We start from the raw sequence: 18,927 nt of genomic DNA, 5'->3' as shown, positions 1-18,927 counted from the left end.
TTTGACTTGATGCAGATGGGAGAGCAAATATCGGCGAATTATAGCGGAAGACATTTGTTTTGATAAGAATAATATTGATTTTTATTCTCATTTGTATTGTTGCGGACGTAAAAAACCTCTCATAAAGAGAGGTTGGTTACATCGATATTCATATTAAATAGGTTTTGCCGCACCAACAGTTTCATTCAAGTGTTTACGGATTGTCTTGAATGCGAAGTTCTTAGAGTCCATACGTTTTGGCAGGATATAAGCACCTTGTTGTTGTTCACCTTTTGGTGTTTTCACTTTGAAATTTACAAGGATAAAGTCTGGTGAGTTATACCACTCGTAAATATCTTTCCAACCAATCGTAGCAGTACCTTCTTGCAGGCCTACTTTTTGACGCATCACGATACCGTGAGGCTGTACACCTAAACGGATTCCTTTAATATCTTGGACAGGGAACTCTTTCATTTTACGTTTTACGTACCATTCAAGACCGAATCTTTTAATGATGTAGAAAAGCGCAACCCCGATAATCACAACCCAACAAATTACTGTTGAGTATGTAGAATAATATTTGATGAGTCCTGCAGAAACTAAAGAAAGTACCACAAGTGCGATCATGATGATCCATGCTTTGCGGCTGAACTTGTTGGTACTGCGCCAAATCATAAGTTGAGCTTGACGTTGTTCAACTTCAGAAACTTCGTAAGGAACAGGTTGTAGCGTATAAGCGTATAAATTTTTGGCGGTCATAGTTTAAAAATTGAGTCTAGAACTGGATTAAGTTTAGCATTAATTAGAGCGTGTTGGCACGACATAAACGCTCTCAATCAAAGATATATGGACGTAATAGGCGATTAGTATTACCCCACACTTTGTTACAGTGAAGCAAACTCAGTGCCGTCTTCATTAGGCTCGTGCCGTAGACTTTGTTTAAGCATGCTTAAACGCGTCAATATACTGAACATGAGCGAGAGTTGTTGCAAAATAATTAATGATTTTGGATCATTCTCTTCATCACGACTTAAGCGTTGTCGGATGTTTTGCAGCATATTTTGTGCTGATAAATCAGGCACTTCATCTCTGAGTAGCGCACCTTGAATATCATCAAGAGCTTGATCAAGCAGCGTTAAAATCTCTTGATCCTGAATTTGTTCGCGGTGTGCGCCCAACGCGGCGATATAGCTCAAAAAGGTATGGCTCAGGCATAAAAACTCAAATGCTTGATTTTTGTGTGTGCTATCAATATTTGGTTCTGTGGCGAGCGTAGAAATCAATGAGGCGACTTCTGCATCGGTATTGTGTGCAGTACGTCGAACCACACGATAGTTCAATGCGTTATTGCGACCTTGATGATATTGTTGAACCACTTCGGCTAAATATTTACATTGTGCTTGTAAAGAACGTTGAATTGAGCGGGGTAATCTACGAAACTTCCAATCTGGCCAAATGAAGCTGACCCCAAACCATGCTAAGGCACAACCAATAATGGTATCAATCAAGCGTGGTAGTCCTGCGGCAAATGCAGAGCCATCTAAGTTAAAGTTGATTAACGCCAGAATCGTAATGAATGCGGTAGCTTGGGCATACTGTTTACTTCGCAGCTCGAAAAATAAGATCCCGCTGAGTATGAGCATGACCAACTGACCTTCGATTGAAGGAATAAAATAGATGATTGCTAGACCAACAATAATCCCCACCAATGTTCCCACAATCCGCAAATATAACCGTCGTTTAGTGGCATTAAAGTTGGGTTGGCAGACAAATAGGGCGGTCATCAGAATCCAATAACCATATTCAATGTTGGTGAGTTGAATAAATAGATAACCAATAAAGAGCACAATCGATAAGCGTACAGCATGCCGGAACAAAACAGATTCAGGACTTAGATGCTGTTTTACACGCACGACCATGTCATTTATCCCTTTAAGGTCATCATCTTTGAGTTGGTTTTCGAGTTGTTGGGTATTGTCTAATTGAAGATTTCGTTCTGTCTCTAGATTTTGTAATTGTGCATCAATCGATTTAAGATTTTGATAAAGCGCAAATAAGGCATTAATCCGTACCTGATCATAAATGCCATCTTCACGCATTTTTTCTAAGGATAGTCTCAAGTTTTCAAAGCTATGTTTAAAGCGTTTGTTATGTACATAACGTGTGCGGCTTAAAATAGATTGTGCCAAGTCCTGACAAGCCTTACCTTGGATCGACAAAATCCGTTGGAAGCGGAACAAGATATCGCTGTGTTGGAAAACTTTTGCCAGTTTTTGATAGTCAATGTGGGCGGAGTCTGCACGTTCGTGAATATCTTGAACCACAAAATAATACTGTAGACTGCGCCGCGTATCTTTTTGCCCTCGGTCACCTTTGAGCCGAGTCAGTAATGCCACGCGTAAATTATTAAAAATCGCAATCAGTTTGCTATTTTCCATCGACAAATCAATCATGCTTTGCTGATAACTCGAAGGTGTCATATCGACATCAAACAAATTTGATTTGGCATATAAGAAACTCCCTAATGCGCTATATGAGGCTGAGAGCTGATCTTGTAATTGTCGAACGGGAAATAACAGAAAACTAATTGTTGAAATGAGACCATACCAAGCCGCGCCAGCCACTAATAAAGCGGGCTGTAGATACCATTGCTCAAATAGATGCACTCCTAACATGGTGTATACGGAAATAACCAAACATCCGTAAGCAATCGTGGCATAACGACGACCGAGCGAACCCAACAGAATCCAGCCAATGCATGAGGCAATGAGCCCAATGGCAAAAACCATTGGATAGGGGAATAACAATTGAACCGAGGCAGCGGTGATAAAGAAACCGATATAGGTATATATCAGATTCATGATGCGGACGGAAAAGCGATCATCAATGTCACTAATTCCCGCCGCAACCACACCTAAAGTCAATGGAATCGTGGCGAGTTGGTAACCCATCAAATAAGGAACAAATGCTGTTCCCGTAAAAGCGATTAACATACGCACGTTATACATAAACGTGGTGTTATAGGTTGCTTGTTTTAAACGTTTGAACCAAGGATTCAAGAGCTGTCCTTTTTGTATTGTGCCGTCGATTTTATTCTTCATATTATGCACAAATTAAGGTGAGGATGCTAAGCTTACAATCTCAATAAACTTGAAAAGTACAGCATTATGCAGGCGGAGCAATCTCAAAAGCGTCAGTATTCCACAGCATGGATTGTGTTACTTGCCCTTTTAACGGCATTGGGCCCGCTTTCGATCGACATGTATTTACCTGCATTGCCGCAAATGGCAGACGAGTTCGGGGTCAGCACGCAAATGGTGGCCAACAGTTTGCCAGCATATTTCTTGGGGCTTGCCATCGGTCAACTTTTTTATGGACCGATCAGTGATCGTATCGGGCGTAAGACACCGCTATATTTTGGGCTGGCTTTATATGCGATTGCCAGTTTAGCTTGCGTTTTTGTCACCAATGAATGGACCTTAATAGCCGCACGTATTTTTCAAGCTTTAGGTGGTTGCGTGGGGGTGGTGATTGCTAGAGCAGCGATTCGAGATCGTTTGGATGTCACAGGTTCTGCACAGGCTTTTTCTAGCATGATGATCGTAATGGGGCTGGCACCGATTTTGTCACCGATCTTTGGTGCTTGGATTTTAATTTTCTTTCCTTGGCAGGTTATTTTTGTCTGCTTAGCCATCATTGGTGTGATCTGTTGGTTGTGCGTACACTTTTTCTTTACAGAATCGTTGCCTGTGGAGCGTCGTTTAAAACTATCGTTTTATCAAGTCACCACGCTCTATGCTGCGATTTTAAAAGATGAAAGTTTTAGAGTGCCGATGTTGGCAGGTTGTCTAACAGGCGCTGCATTATTTTGTTATATCAGCTCAGCTTCTGCTGTTTTTATGGGCCAATATGGACTGTCTCAGCAGCAATTTTCTTACGCATTTGCACTGAATGCGGCGGGCATTATGTTAATGTCGTCATTGAATAAGCATTTGAATACGCGAATGGGTATTTTTTCGCGCTTACGTTTAGGTGGTTCTATTCAATGCTTTGGTGCTTTGATTGTGGTGAGTGCAGGCTTGATGGCAAATGCACCTTTGTGGTTTTTAATGATTGGCTTGTTCTTAGTGGTATCAGGTATTGGTTTAACAGGTCCAAATGCGATGGCACTGGCAATGTCTCAGCAAGGTGCGCGAGCGGGAACTGCGAGCGCAATCATGGGCAGTACCCAGTTTGCATTTGGTTTACTCGGTGGCGTGATTCTCAATTTCTTGATTTGGAAAGCATCGCTTAATATGGGCTTGATGATGTTGATGTTTACCAGTGTTGGATTGTTGATGATTTTTAAAGTTGGTAAACAGCAAAACAGTATCTCCGTTTAGAGATACTGTTGAAATTTTGGATTATTCATCTACGAATACAGTGAAGTTTTCTACGGGTTCACGCGGTGTAATAAAAGTATTCACGATATGGTCTGGGTCGGCATAGCCCAATGCGACGGCACAGACCAAATCTTCATCTTCAGGTGCGCCAAGCACTTCTAAAACGATGGGGTGAAAATGGTTCCAAGCCGCTTGTGGACATGTATCTAATCCACGTGCTTTTGCTGCAATCATGACATTTTGGATCATCATGGAAATATCCATTTTTGCACCGATGCCCATGATTTTATTTACAGTAAAGTATAAAGCGACGGGCGCATCAAATAATTGAAAGTTCCGTAATTGTTGTGCAGCCATTCGGTCTTTTTCACCTTTTTGAATGCCAAGTAAGCCATACAGTCCCCAGCCATTTTCACGGCGACGATCAATAAAAGGGGAAATCCATGTTTCAGGATAGTAAGCAAAAGTCTCTTGATAGTGTTGTGCCAGCTCTGGTTTTTGAAAAAGCTCAACTTGCGCCGTACAAACACGGTCAATCATTTCCGCTCGTTTTTTTCCTGTGACCACATAGACTTTCCATGGTTGTGTGTTTGTGCCAGAGGGGGCACGACTGGCTACAGAGAGAATGTCTTTAATGGTTTGGGTATCAACAGGGGTGTCCAAAAATGCACGTACTGAATGACGTGACGTAATGGCGTCATCAACGTAGCGGACTTGATCCATGTTCATAAAATTTCCTCATGTTTCTTTGATCTTTCTCATATGATGAGACTATAAAGCAATCATGACCTTTTGCGGATGATTTTTAAACCACCAATCAGGATTTGTTTGAAAAATAATCGACTGTGTTTGGGTTGGTGAAAATAGAATCAGTTTTTTTCTATTTGATTTCTTTTTGTGAAAAAGAAATTTATTTATAACACAATGAAATAGAAATAATATTTAGAGAGGTATGTTCAAAGTATTCTTGTTCTTCCCATAAAAAAATACACACAATATTCTAAATTTATGCATAATACGCCCTTTTTAAAAATTGATTAGGCTTTCCTTGCTGATAAAGGTGAGGGGGATTTTCCAGGTTAAGTGTATTAAATTTACCCAATTTTATGCTTATGGAAAATGTTGAAATATACACCAGACAAAGGAGCTTCTTATGAGTTTAACTCTCATCCGCAAGCCGTTCGCAATGCAAGGTTTGGCAATGATCATTGCAGCTTTGATGATGAACAATGCACACGCAAGCAGCGAGCAAGAACAGATTCAACAGCTTCGCGCTGAAATAACTGAGTTAAGGGCTTTATTAGAACAATACCTGCCCCAAATAAAACAACAAAATGATGCCCCCAAAGCTATAGAAATGTCGTCGGCTACAGTGGTAGCAAATAATGATAATGCCAATACCGTAACAACAGAGGCGAACCAGAAACCTCCCTTAAGCTTCAACACCGCTTCCGGAGCTCAAGTTCAACTTTATGGTTTCTTACGTGGTGATGCTACCTATCAAGTAAAAGGTGGCGATGGCATATTCAACCGTATTAACAAAGTTGATTTGGAAGGCCAAGAAAAAAATAGCGATCGTTTTTATAGCACAGCTACCGTGACTCGACTGGGTCTTGATTTCAAAGCACCCGTTGAAGATGCCGAGGTCGCTGCTAAGTTAGAAGTCGATTTTCGTGGTGGTAGTAGTAATGATACGATACGGATTCGGCATGCTTATTTGACTTATAACGACTGGTTATTTGGTCAAACCACTTCAACGTTTTTGGCAACTGATGTACAGCCAGAAATGTTAGATTTTAACTCACCATTGGGTATAGGAACCTTCCGTACCCCGATGGTACGCTACAGCGGTAAATTGGATTCAGATATAAGTTATGCCATTGCTTTGGAAAAAGGTAATGATGATAATCGAGTACCCGCATTCACTTCTAAACTGAAATATGATTTTGCAGAAGGTAAAGGTACCAGCTCAGCACGTGTTTTATTGACTGAAGTACGCAGCAAGGCCGCTTTTGACAAAGATCATAAACAAATCAGTGCCAATGATTCAGACTTGGGTTGGGGTGTTGCTGTTGGTGCAAAATACAAACTTACTGATGCTTTACAGGCAATGATTGACTTTTCACATGTCAAAGGTGACAGCAAGTTTTTGCTGTACAGTAACAATGCCTTTAATGTAAATCCAAATAATTTGGATATATATCTCAATGAGTTTGATGCATTTACAGCGGGTGCTAGCTATCAAATTACGCCGAAACTGCGTAGTACTTTAGCTTATGGCGCAATGTTTGCAGATGATAGCAATGACTTTGCTAAACAGGCTGTGACAGATGCAACACAAAACAAAACTTTGCAACAAGGTTGGTGGAACGTCATGTATTCACCAGTAACACCAATTACGTTTGGCCTAGAGTATATCTATGGTGAACGTAAGACCTTTGATGGACAAAAAGGTAAGGATAGCCGTGTAGGAGCGATGGCGCGCTATAACTTCTAACCTATCCTGCGGTGTAATCATCCGTGAAAATGAGTTGATTTGATAGGCGTAGGGTTCTTACAAAGAACTGTATGTTTTTTATTAAGTTGGTTGAGTTTTCACTCATTTTGAGAGTTACTATTTCATTGTTTTATTAGATGGAAAAACGTCGAAAAAACGAATGAAATAAACGGAAGAAGATATGGAATTTACTTTTAATGGTTTTTATACCTTAATTTCGGCGGTTATCGTTTTGTTATTAGGGCGTCTGCTCGTTAATAAAATTGATTTTTTAAGACGTTATAATATTCCAGAGCCAGTCGCTGGTGGTTTGGTTGCAGCAGTATTGTCATTACTGGTTCATACTTTTTTAGGATACAGTATTATTTTTAGTAGCCAATTACAGACCAGCTTTATGTTGATCTTCTTTGCTTCGATTGGTTTAAGTGCCAACTTTATGAAGTTAAAAGAAGGCGGTATTGGACTGGTGTTGTTCTTAGGCTGTATCGCTGCTTATATCGTCGTTCAAAATGCCGTGGGTATGAGCTTGGCTTCATTGCTCGGTGTTGATCCTTTGATTGGCTTAATTGCAGGTTCCGTGACCTTGACAGGCGGGCATGGTACTGCAGGTGCTTGGGGTGAAATCCTAGAAACTCAATATGGTATTCAAGGCGCATTGACCTTAGGTATGGCAAGTGCGACTTTCGGTTTGATTATCGGTGGGGTCATCGGTGGTCCGTTAGCCAAGCTATTGATCAACCGTCATAGTTTGGCACGTGCTAAAACACCAGCTCAAATCCAAGATCGTGATACCCATCCAGATCCGCACCCTGATGACTTAGCGCCATTTGAAAATCCACATCAAGTTCGTTTGATTACTGCAGACAACGCGATTACGACGTTGGGTATGTTTGCGGCTTGTCTTGCATTTGCAGAATTTATGACAGGGTATAGCAAAGGCACATGGTTTGAGTTGCCAACGTTCGTATGGGCGCTTGGCGGCGGTGTGATCTTACGTAATATCTTAGAAAGTGTGTTGAAGGTCGATATCTTTGATCGTGCAATCGATGTATTTGGTAATGCATCGCTTTCGTTATATTTAGCAATGGCACTGTTATCACTGAAACTGTGGCAATTGGCAGATTTGGCTGGTCCATTGGTTATCATTTTAACCGCGCAAACATTGGTTATGGCATTGTATGCTGCATTTATCACCTTCCGCGTCATGGGTAAAAGCTATGATGCTGCGGTATTGGCAGCGGGTCATTGTGGCTTCGGTATGGGGGCAACACCAACTGCTGTTGCAAACATGCAGGCCATTACCAATATGTATGGACCGTCACATAAAGCATTCTTAATTGTTCCTTTGTGTGGTGCGTTCTTTGTTGATTTAATTAACGCAACAGTGATTCAAGTTATCTTGAAATTCTTTGCCTAAGTCGAATTAAAAAGCCCCTTGTGGGGCTTTTTTGATTTATCCATTGTTAATCGGCTATGTCCATTGATACATAGCATCTGCAAAAGCGAATAAGTGATGAATGAAAAATTAAATGCCACGCTGATGTCGTGGGTACAATTCTTGAATGATCCACTTTGGAATTTCTTGGTTATTTTACTAGTTGCTGTTGGACTGTTTTACACCCTGATTACAGGGGCAGTTCAGTTACGGTTATTCTTGCAAAGTATCCGCGTGATGAAAGGAAGCCGTAAAGAGTGCATAGATGATCATGGAATTACCCCTTTTCAGGCTTTTGTAACTGGACTCGCCAGTCGTGTTGGTGTGGGTAATATTGCGGGTGTTGCGATTGCGATTGCGATTGGTGGGCCAGGTGCCGTTTTTTGGATGTGGTTGACTGCCTTCTTGGGGATGAGTTCAGCATTTGTTGAGTCATCTTTGGCCCAGCTGTTCAAAGTCAGAGATCATCAAAACAAGCAATTCCGTGGTGGCCCCGCTTACTATATTACTCAGGGTTTAAAGCAAAAATGGCTCGGGGTGGTGTTTGCGCTTTCACTTATTCTCGCTTATGGCTTTGTCTTTAATGCTGTTCAAGCAAATGCAATTATTGGTGCGACTTCCCACGCTTGGGGATGGGATAAAGCCAATGTTATCTTGGGTTTAGGTGGTCTTGATTTAGAGGTTTCTTGGCTCGGGATCGTGCTGGTTATCATGACTGCGCTGGTGATTTTTGGTGGTATTAAGCGTATTGCGAAGGTTGCAGAAAAGATTGTGCCTTTCATGGCACTTTTATACATCGGGGTTGCTTTGTACATCGCAATGATTAATTTCCCAATGCTACCTGAAATTTTTAAATTGATTTTCACCAAAGCATTCGAGTTTGAAGCAGCGGCAGGTGGTTTCTTTGGTGCCATGATCTCTATGGCGATGATGTTGGGAATTAAACGAGGTTTGTTCTCAAACGAAGCAGGTATGGGGTCTGCACCAAATGCAGCAGCTGCATCTGATGTGAAACACCCTGTAAACCAAGGCTTGGTGCAAATGCTCGGTGTATTTGTTGATACCTTTGTGGTCTGCTCATGTACAGCGATTATTATTATGGTTTCAGGCTTGTATCATGAAGCTGGTTTTGAAGGCGTGACCTTAACTCAAAAAGCCCTAGAAAGTCAGATCGGTAATTGGGGTGGTGGTTTCCTTGCAGTTTTACTTTTCTTGTTTGCCTTCTCATCAATCATTGGTAACTATGCTTATGCAGAAAGTAACGTCAGATTTATTAATAATAATGCAAAACTGATGTTTATTTTCCGTGTCATGGTCTTAATGATGGTCTATTTTGGCGCAATCACCAGTGTACCGTTAGTTTGGTCAATGGCAGATTTGTCGATGGGCTTGATGGCTACCATTAACTTAATTGCGATTCTATTATTAACGCCAATCTTATTGATCTTATTGAAAGATTATACTGCTCAACTTAAAAAAGGTGTTAAAGAGCCTGAGTTTAAGATTGATAATTATCCTGAGTTGAAGAAAAAAGTTGATTCAGATATTTGGTAATTTTCTAAGCACAAATGGCCCCCTTACGAGGGGCTTTTTTATAAAGTTTTGCTGAAAAAATACAAAAAAATGCTACATCTTTTTTTAAATGCAGTCGTTAGAATCCGAGCAGAAATTAAATAAATATGGCAAATGTCGCGTATGAAACAGCTTGTGTTATGGATACTTGGACTTTCAGTCATGGTTTTAATGGGCTGTCAAACCACCAAACATCTATCTCCAATTGTTGAAGATGCTCAGGCGCATGTGGTCAGTCAACCCTTCGCTCAGATCAAAAAGCAAAAACGGCCCGTTATTGCACTGGTGCTGGGGAGTGGTGGCGCACGTGGCTATGCGCATATTGGTGTGATTGAAGTTCTAGAACAGCAGGGTATTCGTCCCGATTTTATCGTGGGCACAAGTGCTGGGAGTATTGTTGGTTCAATCTATGCCAGTGGAAAAAGTGCAGCTGAATTGCGTGATATTGCTTTAAAGTTGAAAGCCAATGATGTACGCGATGTCAGTGTCAGCCTAAAGGGTTTTTTTGATGGGAAAAAGGTCGAAGATTATGTCAATGAGCAAGTGCATAATACCCCGCTTCAAAAACTTAAGATTCCAATGTATGTGGTTGCAACAGAATTAAAAGAAGGCGGTAAGACGGTCTTTAATTATGGCAATACAGGTCAAGCAGTACGAGCGTCAGCTTCGATTCCAAGTATGTTTGTCCCGATCAAAATTGGTCAAAGTGAATACGTCGATGGGGGACTAGTCAGTCCAGTGCCTGTACAGGTTGCACGTGATTTGGGTGCCGATGTGGTGATTGCCGTTGATATTTTGGCGCAACCTGTTCATACCGAAACCACCAATGTTTGGGGTTTATTCAATCAAAACATTAATATTATGCAAGGACGTTTGGCGGAAGAAGAACTAAAATATGCGGATATCGTAATCCAGCCTGATCTCCGTGAAAAGATGCATATCTTTGATGTCAAAGGTCGTGAAATGACCATGCAGGCAGGCGCGGATGCGGCCAAAGAAAAGCTCTCAGATATTCAGCTAGCGATTCAAACCAAGATGCGTCCTGGTTCTAAAACTCAGCAAAACCTCACTTTAAAGTTGAATGACTTAGCGCCATAACTTTGATTGTTTTTTAGCAAAGGATTGCTTTTATATAAACAAATTAAAAATGTCTTACAAAATGCTATGAAAATTTTGAAAAAACAGGTAAATAACTACATTAGCAATCCATCAGACTAATTTAAGTTTGAGGTTATAGCATACAACCATCCGTCTATTGCAGTACCACAAGGATCGTTCAGTACGATGTTTAAATCTTTTTTTCCAAACCCACGCCTATTTTTTATCTCAGTGATCATTTGGATCACCATGAATACCTTGGCTTGGTTTTTAGGTGGGAATACTTGGGGTGAATATTTAGGTTTTCCTCAAGGGTACGCAGAGGCTACATTACCCGTTGGTGTTAGTCGTTTTTGGCAAGCATCATCACTTTGGTTTTATATTTGGTTTGTGATTGCGACAGCTCTGTTTGCTGGGTTTTGGCGATTCTTTTCGGATAATAAATGGCAGCGTTGGTCGATCTGGGGCTCAGCTTTTATTTTGTTTAATATCTGGTTTGGTGTGCAAGTCAGTGTTGCCATAAATGCTTGGTATGTTCCTTTTTGGGATCTCATTCAGAAAATGCTCACCAATGGCGGTGGCGATGTTACTGAGTTATATCGAGAGACACTTGTATTTCTATATATCGCGATGGTTTATGTAACCTTGGCGATCTTAAATATTTTCTTTACCAGTCATTACGTCTTCCGTTGGCGTACGGCGATGAATGAATACTATGTAGAGCATTGGGAAAAACTACGAAATGTTGAAGGTGCTTCGCAACGTGTTCAAGAAGACACCATGCGTTTTGCTTCGATTGTTGAAGATTTAGGTGTGGAATTTGTCAAAGCGATCATGACACTTATTGCATTTTTACCGCTATTATTCCAACTGTCGAAACATGTGCCTGTCATTCCTATTATTGGGGAAATTGAACATTCCTTAGTTTGGGCGGCGGTCAGTTGGTCCATATTTGGAACTGTATTATTGGTGGTTGTTGGGATTAAATTGCCGGGTCTACAATTTAACAATCAAAAAGTTGAAGCGGCTTATCGTAAAGAATTGGTTTATGGTGAAGATCATGCAGATCGGGCCGAACCTTTAACTTTAAAAGAGCTGTTTGGTCAGGTTCGAAAAAACTACTTCCGACTATATTTCCACTATGCTTATTTTAATATGACTGCAACTTGGTATGGACAGCTTGATATTTTATACAATTTCGTGGTGCTATTTCCCGCCATTGCAGCAGGAAAATTAACATTAGGTTTATTACAACAAATTTTGGGTGTGTTTAATCGAGTGCGTGATTCTTTTCAATATTTAATTACGTCATGGAAAACCATCATCGAGCTGTTGTCGATTCATAAACGTCTTAAAGCCTTTGAGTCGATTTTAGATAAATAGATAATTCTAGAAAAACCTGCATTGATAAATCATGCAGGTTTTTTTATGCGCTTATACTTATAAAAAACAGATGCCTAACCCAGCCCCAAAAGTCATAACCCATAATGGATGTATTTTCTTAAATAAGCCCAGTATTGCGGTCAAAATTACAATCAAAACCAGCAGTATATTTTGAGCAGAAGCATCGGCGATTAGCCACGCACTGACCAAAACCAAGCCGACTGTGATGGGTTTAAGTGCTTTTTCAAAACGTGCACGTAAAGGGTGATGTTTGAATCGTTGCCAAAACTTGAGTGCATAAATGGTAATAATAGATGATGGTCCAAACTTAGCGATGGATGTCACGATAAGTCCTGCTGGCCCTGCAATATGCCACCCGACTAATGGAACGACCATCATATTTGGTCCGGGAGCCGCCTGTGCCATCGCAAACAATGAACTAAACTGTTCGGCTGTCATCCATTGATGTACCGTGACAACTTGATGCTGCATTTCAGGCAAGATCGCATTCCCTCCACCAAAAGCAACCAGCGATAGTTGTGTGAATACGATCGCAAGCGTGAGCAATATCATGATTTTTTCACTCCCAATATCAACATATTTATCGCCAGTAAAATAACCAAGATCAGCAGCAACGGCAGCTTGAACCACAACATAAAGATAAAGGTCAGCAAAATCGTGACAATGGTTAAACGTTTTTTAAAAATAGGTTTCAACATTTTTATGCCTGTTGCAAAAAGTAAGCCTGCAGCGGCGGCAGCTAAACCTTGGATCAGATGTTTAACGCTCGACAAATGTTGAAAATGCACGTAGGTCTGATAGATCAGTAACACAATGATGGTTGGGGCAGAGATCAAGCCAAGTACAGAACTGACTGCTCCTTTAATACCTTGAAATTCCATGCCGATCGCCACGGCCATATTGATAATATTGCCACCGGGTAGTACCTGACAAATCCCCAGCAGATCTGTGAATTTAGCCTCATCTAACCATTTTTGTTCTTCTACGATGACGCGATATGCCAATGGCAGAACCCCACCAAAGCCGATCAATCCCAACTTCATAAATCCCATAAACAGCGCCTTGCTATCTGGCGTTGTAGATGATGATTCATTCGCGATTGAAAGGGCTTGAGCTTTCATTGGGACGGTTTCCTGATTGACTTTACTGGTAATAGGATGGTGGAATAGTGGTATATTTACAAATGCTTTATTTTTCATTATCTATACTTTTAAGGTATGTATGATCGACATCCATAAACTCAAAGCCTTTATTGCAGTTGTTGAGGAAAGCAATATTTCCAAGGCAGCCGTTCGCTTGCATATACAACAACCGCCACTGACGCGTCTGATTAAAAGTCTAGAGAAAGATTTAGATACCGTGCTGTTAAAACGATTGCCGCGTGGTGTAGAAGTGACAGAGGCAGGCAAGGCCTTATACCAAGAGGCGCTGACGATTTTGGATCATGCGGAGTCCATTCCTCGAAGAGTGCGTAATATTGCGCAAGGAAAGGAAGGTCAGATTAATATTGGATTTACCCACTCTATTGGTTTACACCCTTTTTTACCTGCTTTATTGCGTCAATATCGAGAGCAATTTTCTGCTGTTGCCATTCACTTAGAAGAGGATAGTAGTAGTGCTTTGGTGGATGCTGTGATCAATGAAAAATTAGATATTGCCTTCCTGCGAAAACCAGCACCGATACATGCGGATTTGCACAGTTTGTATGTCTTAGATGAACCTTTAATGGTGGCTTTGCCGAGCAACCATCCTTTGGTCGAGCAGCAAGGAGCAATTCATTTACCTGATTTAGAAGCGTATGAGTTCGTGTTATATCGCCGTCTAGGCGGACAAGACTTATTTGATAATATTTTGGCAAATTGCTATCAGGCAGGATTTAGTCCAAATATTGTCCAAGAGGCGCCACGTTTAACCTCAAGTCTTAATTTGATTGCGGCAGGGATTGGACTCTCGATCGTACCAGCCTCTATTCAAGAGTTTTGGAATAAGCAGATTGTCTATCGTCCCTTAGAAGCGGATCAACCATGTATTGCACCCATTTATGCAATTTACCGAACGAAAGAAAAGAGCGTGCGAGTTAATCATTTTCTGAGGTTATTAAATACGAGTAGGTTAAGTGCTTAGGCATCTTCTGCTTAGATTGTAATTAGAAAAAGCGTTAAACTGCTGTTGAGATGAATAATAAATAAACCAAATAGAGAAAAGCCATGAAAAATTTGCTGTCAGGTTGTTGTTTAGTTGCGATGAGCTCCGTTGCTGTTGCTCAAGAGATAAAAGGAATTGCTTTTTTCCATCAAAACTGGGAAATGTATTGCAGCAATACAGGTACTTGTCGTGCGGCTGGCTATCAAGCGGATGCTGGAGGGGATAATCCAGCTTCATTACTTTTGACACGCCAAGCAGGTGCGAAGCAAGCGGTGACAGCCAAGTTTGCTTTAACGCTATATGATGAACAAAGCATTCCAGCCAATAAACTGAAAAATATTCGATTCTATCTCAATGGAAAAGACTTAGGACAGGTTAAGGTGGATGGCAATGAATCTCCCTTAATGGGAAAACTCTCTGTATCGCAAGTCACGGCTTTATTGCAACAGGCGCAACAAAAATCAGAAATTGTATTTAAAAATGCGTTTTTCCAATGGCAAATCTCGGACGCTGGTATGACGGCGACTTTATTGAAAATGGATGATTTTCAGAAGCGTGTCGGAACAGTAGGCGCACTGGTGAAAAAAGGCAAGGGCGATGAATCTAAGGTCTTAAAGGCTCAGCCTAAACGAGTGATCAAGCGGGTCAATACCGCAACTGAGCCTTATTTGACCTTGCAACCGAGTAACAAGCAGTACCCATCTATTTATCAGCGTTTAATGGCAGCACAACCGACTCCAAAAGAGGAGGGTTTCTGTGAAGGGACTTATGATTATGCTCGTGATGGTGCGCAATCTCAGCCGATCCAACTTTATAAGTTAAGTAATCATAAAGTATTGGCAATGAGCTTATGCTGGCGTGCTGCTTATAACGAAGGTTATGGTGCGTGGGTGATGGATGAGTCATTAAAGGGTAAAGCCACTTTTGTGACGGAACATGCTTCTGATTTTGGTGCTGGCGTGATTGGTAGTGCGCAAAAAGGTCGAGGTGTTGGGGATTGTTGGTCAAGTTCGGAGTGGGTTTGGGATGGTCAAAAGTTTGTCCAAAGTAGAGATATGTGGACGGGAATGTGTAAAGGTTTAGCTGCTGGTGGTGTGTGGGAATTAGATTTGATCGAAGCGGCTGTGAAATGATACCTGTAGTTACACAGTCTCACAGATGATTGTATTGGCTCTATGGTACAAAGAGACAGATTGCAATTTGGAACTGTGCTTATGTCTCGTGTTTATATTTCTCCCCGTCGTAAATTTTCTCATTTGAGTCGTTCTGTATTGATGGCTGCGGCTGTGTTAGGCACAACTCAAGTGGCAATGGCAGGACCTACAGTTGATCAACTCAGTGATTGTTTAGTTAAAGCGACCACGGCAGCCGATAAAACCACGGTATTGCAATGGACCTATAGTGCTTTAGCGGCACATCCTGATTTAAAAACGTTTAGTAATGTCACGCCTGAGCAAAAAACTCAGCTTGATCAAAAGTTGGCACAAGTTTTACAGCGTGTAATTGTGGAGCAGTGTTCAACTCAGACCAAAGCAGTGATTCAGGCAGAGGGCATTCAAGCGGTTGGGGAGGCTTTTCAGCAGTTAGGTCAGAGTGCGGGTGAGGATATTGTCAAAGACCCAGCGGTCAGACAGCAGTTGCAAGGAACGTTGCGTTATATTGATTTAAATAAATTAGTCACGACTTTTTTAACACCTGATATATGGAATAAGTTGGGTGTGTTAAGAGGGGAGTGATAAGTACTTGTGAGAGATTTTTAAAACTTCCTGAAAGTAATTATTCTATAGAATGAATGCGACATAAATCTTCGTGCCGATGGAGACATAAGAGGTTATAGAAGATACTTTTGAGTTATGATATTTCAAAGAGTGACTAACTATTGAAATATTTGGAGGGAGTAGATGGAAATCGAAACAAGTAGTGCCATTAGATTGTTTTTCCACAATTCCTCATTACAATTAGTTTACTTTGAAGCACTGGCTAATGCTTTTGATGCTGACGCAACTGAAATCCACGTTGAAGTGGATATACCATTATTCAAATCAGCTGAAAGATTGAGTATAAGAATTATAGATAATGGAGCAGGATTTAATGAAGAAAATTTTATTAGATTTAAAACTCTATTGAAACCTCGTGATGAACTACATAAGGGCTTAGGTCGTTTAGTTTTTTTGAAATACTTCAACAAAGTAGAAATTGTTAGTACATGGGATAAATTTCAAAGAGAATTTATTTTTAAAGATGGTTTTGATGGTGCATCAATTTTAACAACTTCAAATGTTGATCAAAAAAATAAAACAACATTATTTTTTACTGGTTTTTCGAATAAAAAAATCAAATCTTATGATGACTTAATACCTTCAGTATTAAAGTCTGAAATAATAAATCATTTTTTACCTACTTTGATTTCGTTCAAAGGCCAAAAAAGAGATTTTAGAATTACTGTAAAATTAAATACACAAGATAAAAATTTTGATAGAGGGTTTTTCTCTCAGGAAGAGATAATAACTGCAGATGATTTACCTCGAATGAGTGAGGTTATTGTTGAGGATCATGGATTGGATCTTCACTCAGATATTAAAATTTACTACCATGTAAACTTAGATGCTAAAGCTAAAGGTACTTCATTGGTAGCATTCAGTATTGATGGACGAACAATTCCTATCAACAATTTAATCCCTCCCTCTTCGTTTCCTTCTGATCATCATTGTATATTTCTATTCGAGTCAGAATTATTTAATTCACATTCAGATAGTGCTCGTCAAAAAATAATTTTTCCTGATCATATTGATGACACCAAGCTATATCAAATTCTTAGAGGTGAAATAGGTAAAATTTTATCTGAAAAAATTCCTCAGATTAATGAACTTAATAAGAAGACTCAAAAAGAGTTTGAAGCTAAGTTTCCCCATCTTTTAGGTTTTTTTGAGACGGATACAATAGGTCTTATAGATAAAGATTCTGCTCTTAATACGGCGCAACAAAAGTTTTTTCAAAAACAGAAAGAAGTTTTACAAAGTGATCATTTGAGTGATAGAAATTATCAAAAAGCTTTAGAGTTATCATCAAGAACTTTAACGGAGTACATTTTATATCGTGAAAAAATAATTGATAAAATGGCAGAATTTTCTGAAGAAAATAAAGAATCTGAAATTCATGATCTTATTGTGCCAAAATTTAGTGAGTATTGTGGGGATGAAGTTTGTTCAAATGTCTATCAAAATAATGCTTGGCTTTTAGATGATAAGTTCATGGTGTTTAGAACTATTCTTAGCGAAAAAAGAATGGAAAAGGTCATAAATGCTATTCGCTTAGATGACGAAAAAGTAGATGACAATGGACGTCCAGATATAACAATGATCTTTTCAGCCGATCCATTAGACGTAGAAGTGGTAGATGTGGTGGTCGTTGAAATCAAGAAGAAAACTGATGATGAAAAAGAAAATCAATATGCTGTTAATCAATTAATGAAACGTGCTAGGAAACTAGTGGAATATTGTCCGAAAATCCAAAGAGTTTGGTTCTATGCTGTAATTCAAGTGAATGATGAGATGGCAATTGGATTACGTCAGCAAAATTGGTCTCCATTATATTCTAAAGGTAAAGTTTTCTATCAAGAGTTTAAAACAGAAAAACCAAATGGTCACTTAGTACCAACACCAACGTTTATTATGTCTTTTGATGCAATCGTAAATGATGCAAAAAATCGCAATCATATATTTTTAGAAATTTTAAGAGATAGTATGAAAAAATTCTCTTAAAAAACCCACTCTAAAGCGGGTTCTGTTAGAAATTAGATCAGTTTAACTAATCAATTGATTGATTGGCTCATTGAACTGAGAGAGTCTGATTTATTTATCTTAACTCACAAGCCTTACCTTCATATTCATAACGATTAACTTCGTAGGCTTGACCATCCCAACGATAAACTGCAAAGCAGAAACCAGGACCACCATTTTCAATATCTGGCCAGCCATCTTTTCCTTTGGTTTTCAAAAAGGTGGGGATGCCCGGATTACTAAATAACTGCTTCCATTTACCATTTTTTTGCTGTGAAACAATATAGTAACCGACACCAGTTCTGCCATAACACATGCTGCTATTATCTTGAATAACGGCATCTTTACGACCGTCACCATTTAAATCTTTATAAATGATAATTTCACCAGTATCACAATTACCTTCCCAGCCATATTTGGTTCTTTTGAAATCTGCAGCTTTAAAAATAGCTTGAGCATCTGCTTTAGGGACTTTAGGCTGTTGTGCAAAATTAGGTGTGCTGATTAGAAATAAAGAGGCGCTAAGTAATAATTTATTTTTCATAAGTTTTACGATCATGTTGGTTGAATTTAAAATTTATTGTTTGGATGTTTTATCGTATTAAAATTATAAAACCCCACATTAAGTGAGGTTTT

16 protein-coding genes are annotated in these 18,927 nt (G+C 39.8%); 10 read left to right on the top strand and 6 right to left on the bottom strand.

Going from position 1 to position 18,927, the window contains the following annotated elements:
• Positions 1–153 precede the first annotated feature (153 nt).
• Positions 154–738, bottom strand: coding sequence for a YcxB family protein (locus EAH57_RS02305; protein WP_004669402.1), 585 nt, complete (start codon positions 736–738; stop codon positions 154–156).
• 125 nt (positions 739–863) lie between these two features.
• Positions 864–3,038 (bottom strand): YccS family putative transporter, encoded by a 2,175-nt coding sequence (gene yccS / locus EAH57_RS02300; RefSeq protein ID WP_121928767.1) that lies wholly within the window; start codon positions 3,036–3,038, stop codon positions 864–866.
• Between the two features lie 108 nt (positions 3,039–3,146).
• Between yccS and EAH57_RS02295 the strand changes: the two genes are divergently transcribed.
• Positions 3,147–4,361, top strand: a complete 1,215-nt coding sequence (locus tag EAH57_RS02295) for a multidrug effflux MFS transporter (protein ID WP_121928665.1) — start codon at positions 3,147–3,149, stop codon at positions 4,359–4,361.
• Between the two features lie 21 nt (positions 4,362–4,382).
• Here the strand turns inward: EAH57_RS02295 and EAH57_RS02290 are convergent, their stop codons facing one another.
• Positions 4,383–5,090 carry a nitroreductase gene (locus EAH57_RS02290; protein ID WP_121928664.1) on the bottom strand — a complete coding sequence of 236 codons (708 nt, stop codon included), beginning with the start codon at positions 5,088–5,090 and terminating at the stop codon, positions 4,383–4,385.
• Positions 5,091–5,514: 424 nt separating this feature from the next.
• Between EAH57_RS02290 and EAH57_RS02285 the strand changes: the two genes are divergently transcribed.
• The 5 genes from EAH57_RS02285 to sbmA all read left to right on the top strand — a co-directional run bounded on the left by EAH57_RS02285 (position 5,515) and on the right by sbmA (position 12,346).
• Positions 5,515–6,858 (top strand): DcaP family trimeric outer membrane transporter, encoded by a 1,344-nt coding sequence (locus tag EAH57_RS02285; RefSeq protein WP_121928663.1) that lies wholly within the window; start codon positions 5,515–5,517, stop codon positions 6,856–6,858.
• 181 nt (positions 6,859–7,039) lie between these two features.
• Positions 7,040–8,275 carry a sodium/glutamate symporter gene (gltS, locus tag EAH57_RS02280; protein WP_121928662.1) on the top strand — a complete coding sequence of 412 codons (1,236 nt, stop codon included), beginning with the start codon at positions 7,040–7,042 and terminating at the stop codon, positions 8,273–8,275.
• Between the two features lie 96 nt (positions 8,276–8,371).
• A complete protein-coding gene (locus EAH57_RS02275) occupies positions 8,372–9,847 on the top strand; it encodes an alanine/glycine:cation symporter family protein (protein ID WP_121928661.1) in 1,476 nt (491 codons plus the stop codon).
• 141 nt (positions 9,848–9,988) lie between these two features.
• A complete protein-coding gene (locus EAH57_RS02270) occupies positions 9,989–10,963 on the top strand; it encodes a patatin-like phospholipase family protein (RefSeq protein ID WP_213071134.1) in 975 nt (324 codons plus the stop codon).
• Between the two features lie 186 nt (positions 10,964–11,149).
• A complete protein-coding gene (sbmA, locus tag EAH57_RS02265; protein ID WP_121928660.1) occupies positions 11,150–12,346 on the top strand; it encodes a peptide antibiotic transporter SbmA in 1,197 nt (398 codons plus the stop codon).
• A 57-nt stretch (positions 12,347–12,403) separates the two neighbouring features.
• On the opposite strand, the gene EAH57_RS02260 is transcribed toward sbmA, so the two are convergent.
• Together EAH57_RS02260 and EAH57_RS02255 are read right to left on the bottom strand one after the other, a co-directional pair.
• Positions 12,404–12,919 carry a chromate transporter gene (locus EAH57_RS02260; protein ID WP_121928659.1) on the bottom strand — a complete coding sequence of 172 codons (516 nt, stop codon included), beginning with the start codon at positions 12,917–12,919 and terminating at the stop codon, positions 12,404–12,406.
• Positions 12,916–13,488 (bottom strand): chromate transporter, encoded by a 573-nt coding sequence (locus EAH57_RS02255; protein WP_121928765.1) that lies wholly within the window; start codon positions 13,486–13,488, stop codon positions 12,916–12,918. The genes EAH57_RS02260 and EAH57_RS02255 overlap by 4 nt, the downstream gene beginning before the upstream one ends.
• Before the next feature lie 100 nt (positions 13,489–13,588).
• Between EAH57_RS02255 and EAH57_RS02250 the strand changes: the two genes are divergently transcribed.
• From EAH57_RS02250 to EAH57_RS02235, 4 genes are all read left to right on the top strand, one after another.
• Entirely contained in the window at positions 13,589–14,491 is a 903-nt protein-coding gene (locus tag EAH57_RS02250) for a LysR family transcriptional regulator (protein ID WP_121928658.1), read from the top strand.
• Between the two features lie 83 nt (positions 14,492–14,574).
• The gene (locus tag EAH57_RS02245; RefSeq protein ID WP_121928657.1) at positions 14,575–15,645 is read left to right on the top strand and encodes a DUF1176 domain-containing protein; all 1,071 of its coding nucleotides are present in this window, start codon (positions 14,575–14,577) and stop codon (positions 15,643–15,645) included.
• Between the two features lie 81 nt (positions 15,646–15,726).
• The gene (locus EAH57_RS02240) at positions 15,727–16,248 is read left to right on the top strand and encodes a hypothetical protein (protein WP_121928656.1); all 522 of its coding nucleotides are present in this window, start codon (positions 15,727–15,729) and stop codon (positions 16,246–16,248) included.
• A 165-nt stretch (positions 16,249–16,413) separates the two neighbouring features.
• Complete coding sequence (locus tag EAH57_RS02235; RefSeq protein ID WP_121928655.1) at positions 16,414–18,273, top strand: ATP-binding protein; 1,860 nt, start codon at positions 16,414–16,416, stop codon at positions 18,271–18,273.
• Between the two features lie 94 nt (positions 18,274–18,367).
• Here EAH57_RS02235 and EAH57_RS02230 read toward each other — a convergent pair whose 3' ends face one another.
• Entirely contained in the window at positions 18,368–18,835 is a 468-nt protein-coding gene (locus tag EAH57_RS02230; protein ID WP_121928654.1) for a hypothetical protein, read from the bottom strand.
• Positions 18,836–18,927: the final 92 nt, after the last annotated feature.

It is taken from the genome of Acinetobacter sp. 2JN-4, from assembly GCF_003687745.1.
Taxonomy (GTDB): domain Bacteria; phylum Pseudomonadota; class Gammaproteobacteria; order Pseudomonadales; family Moraxellaceae; genus Acinetobacter; species Acinetobacter halotolerans.
This window is presented reverse-complemented; position numbering and strand designations above follow the sequence as displayed.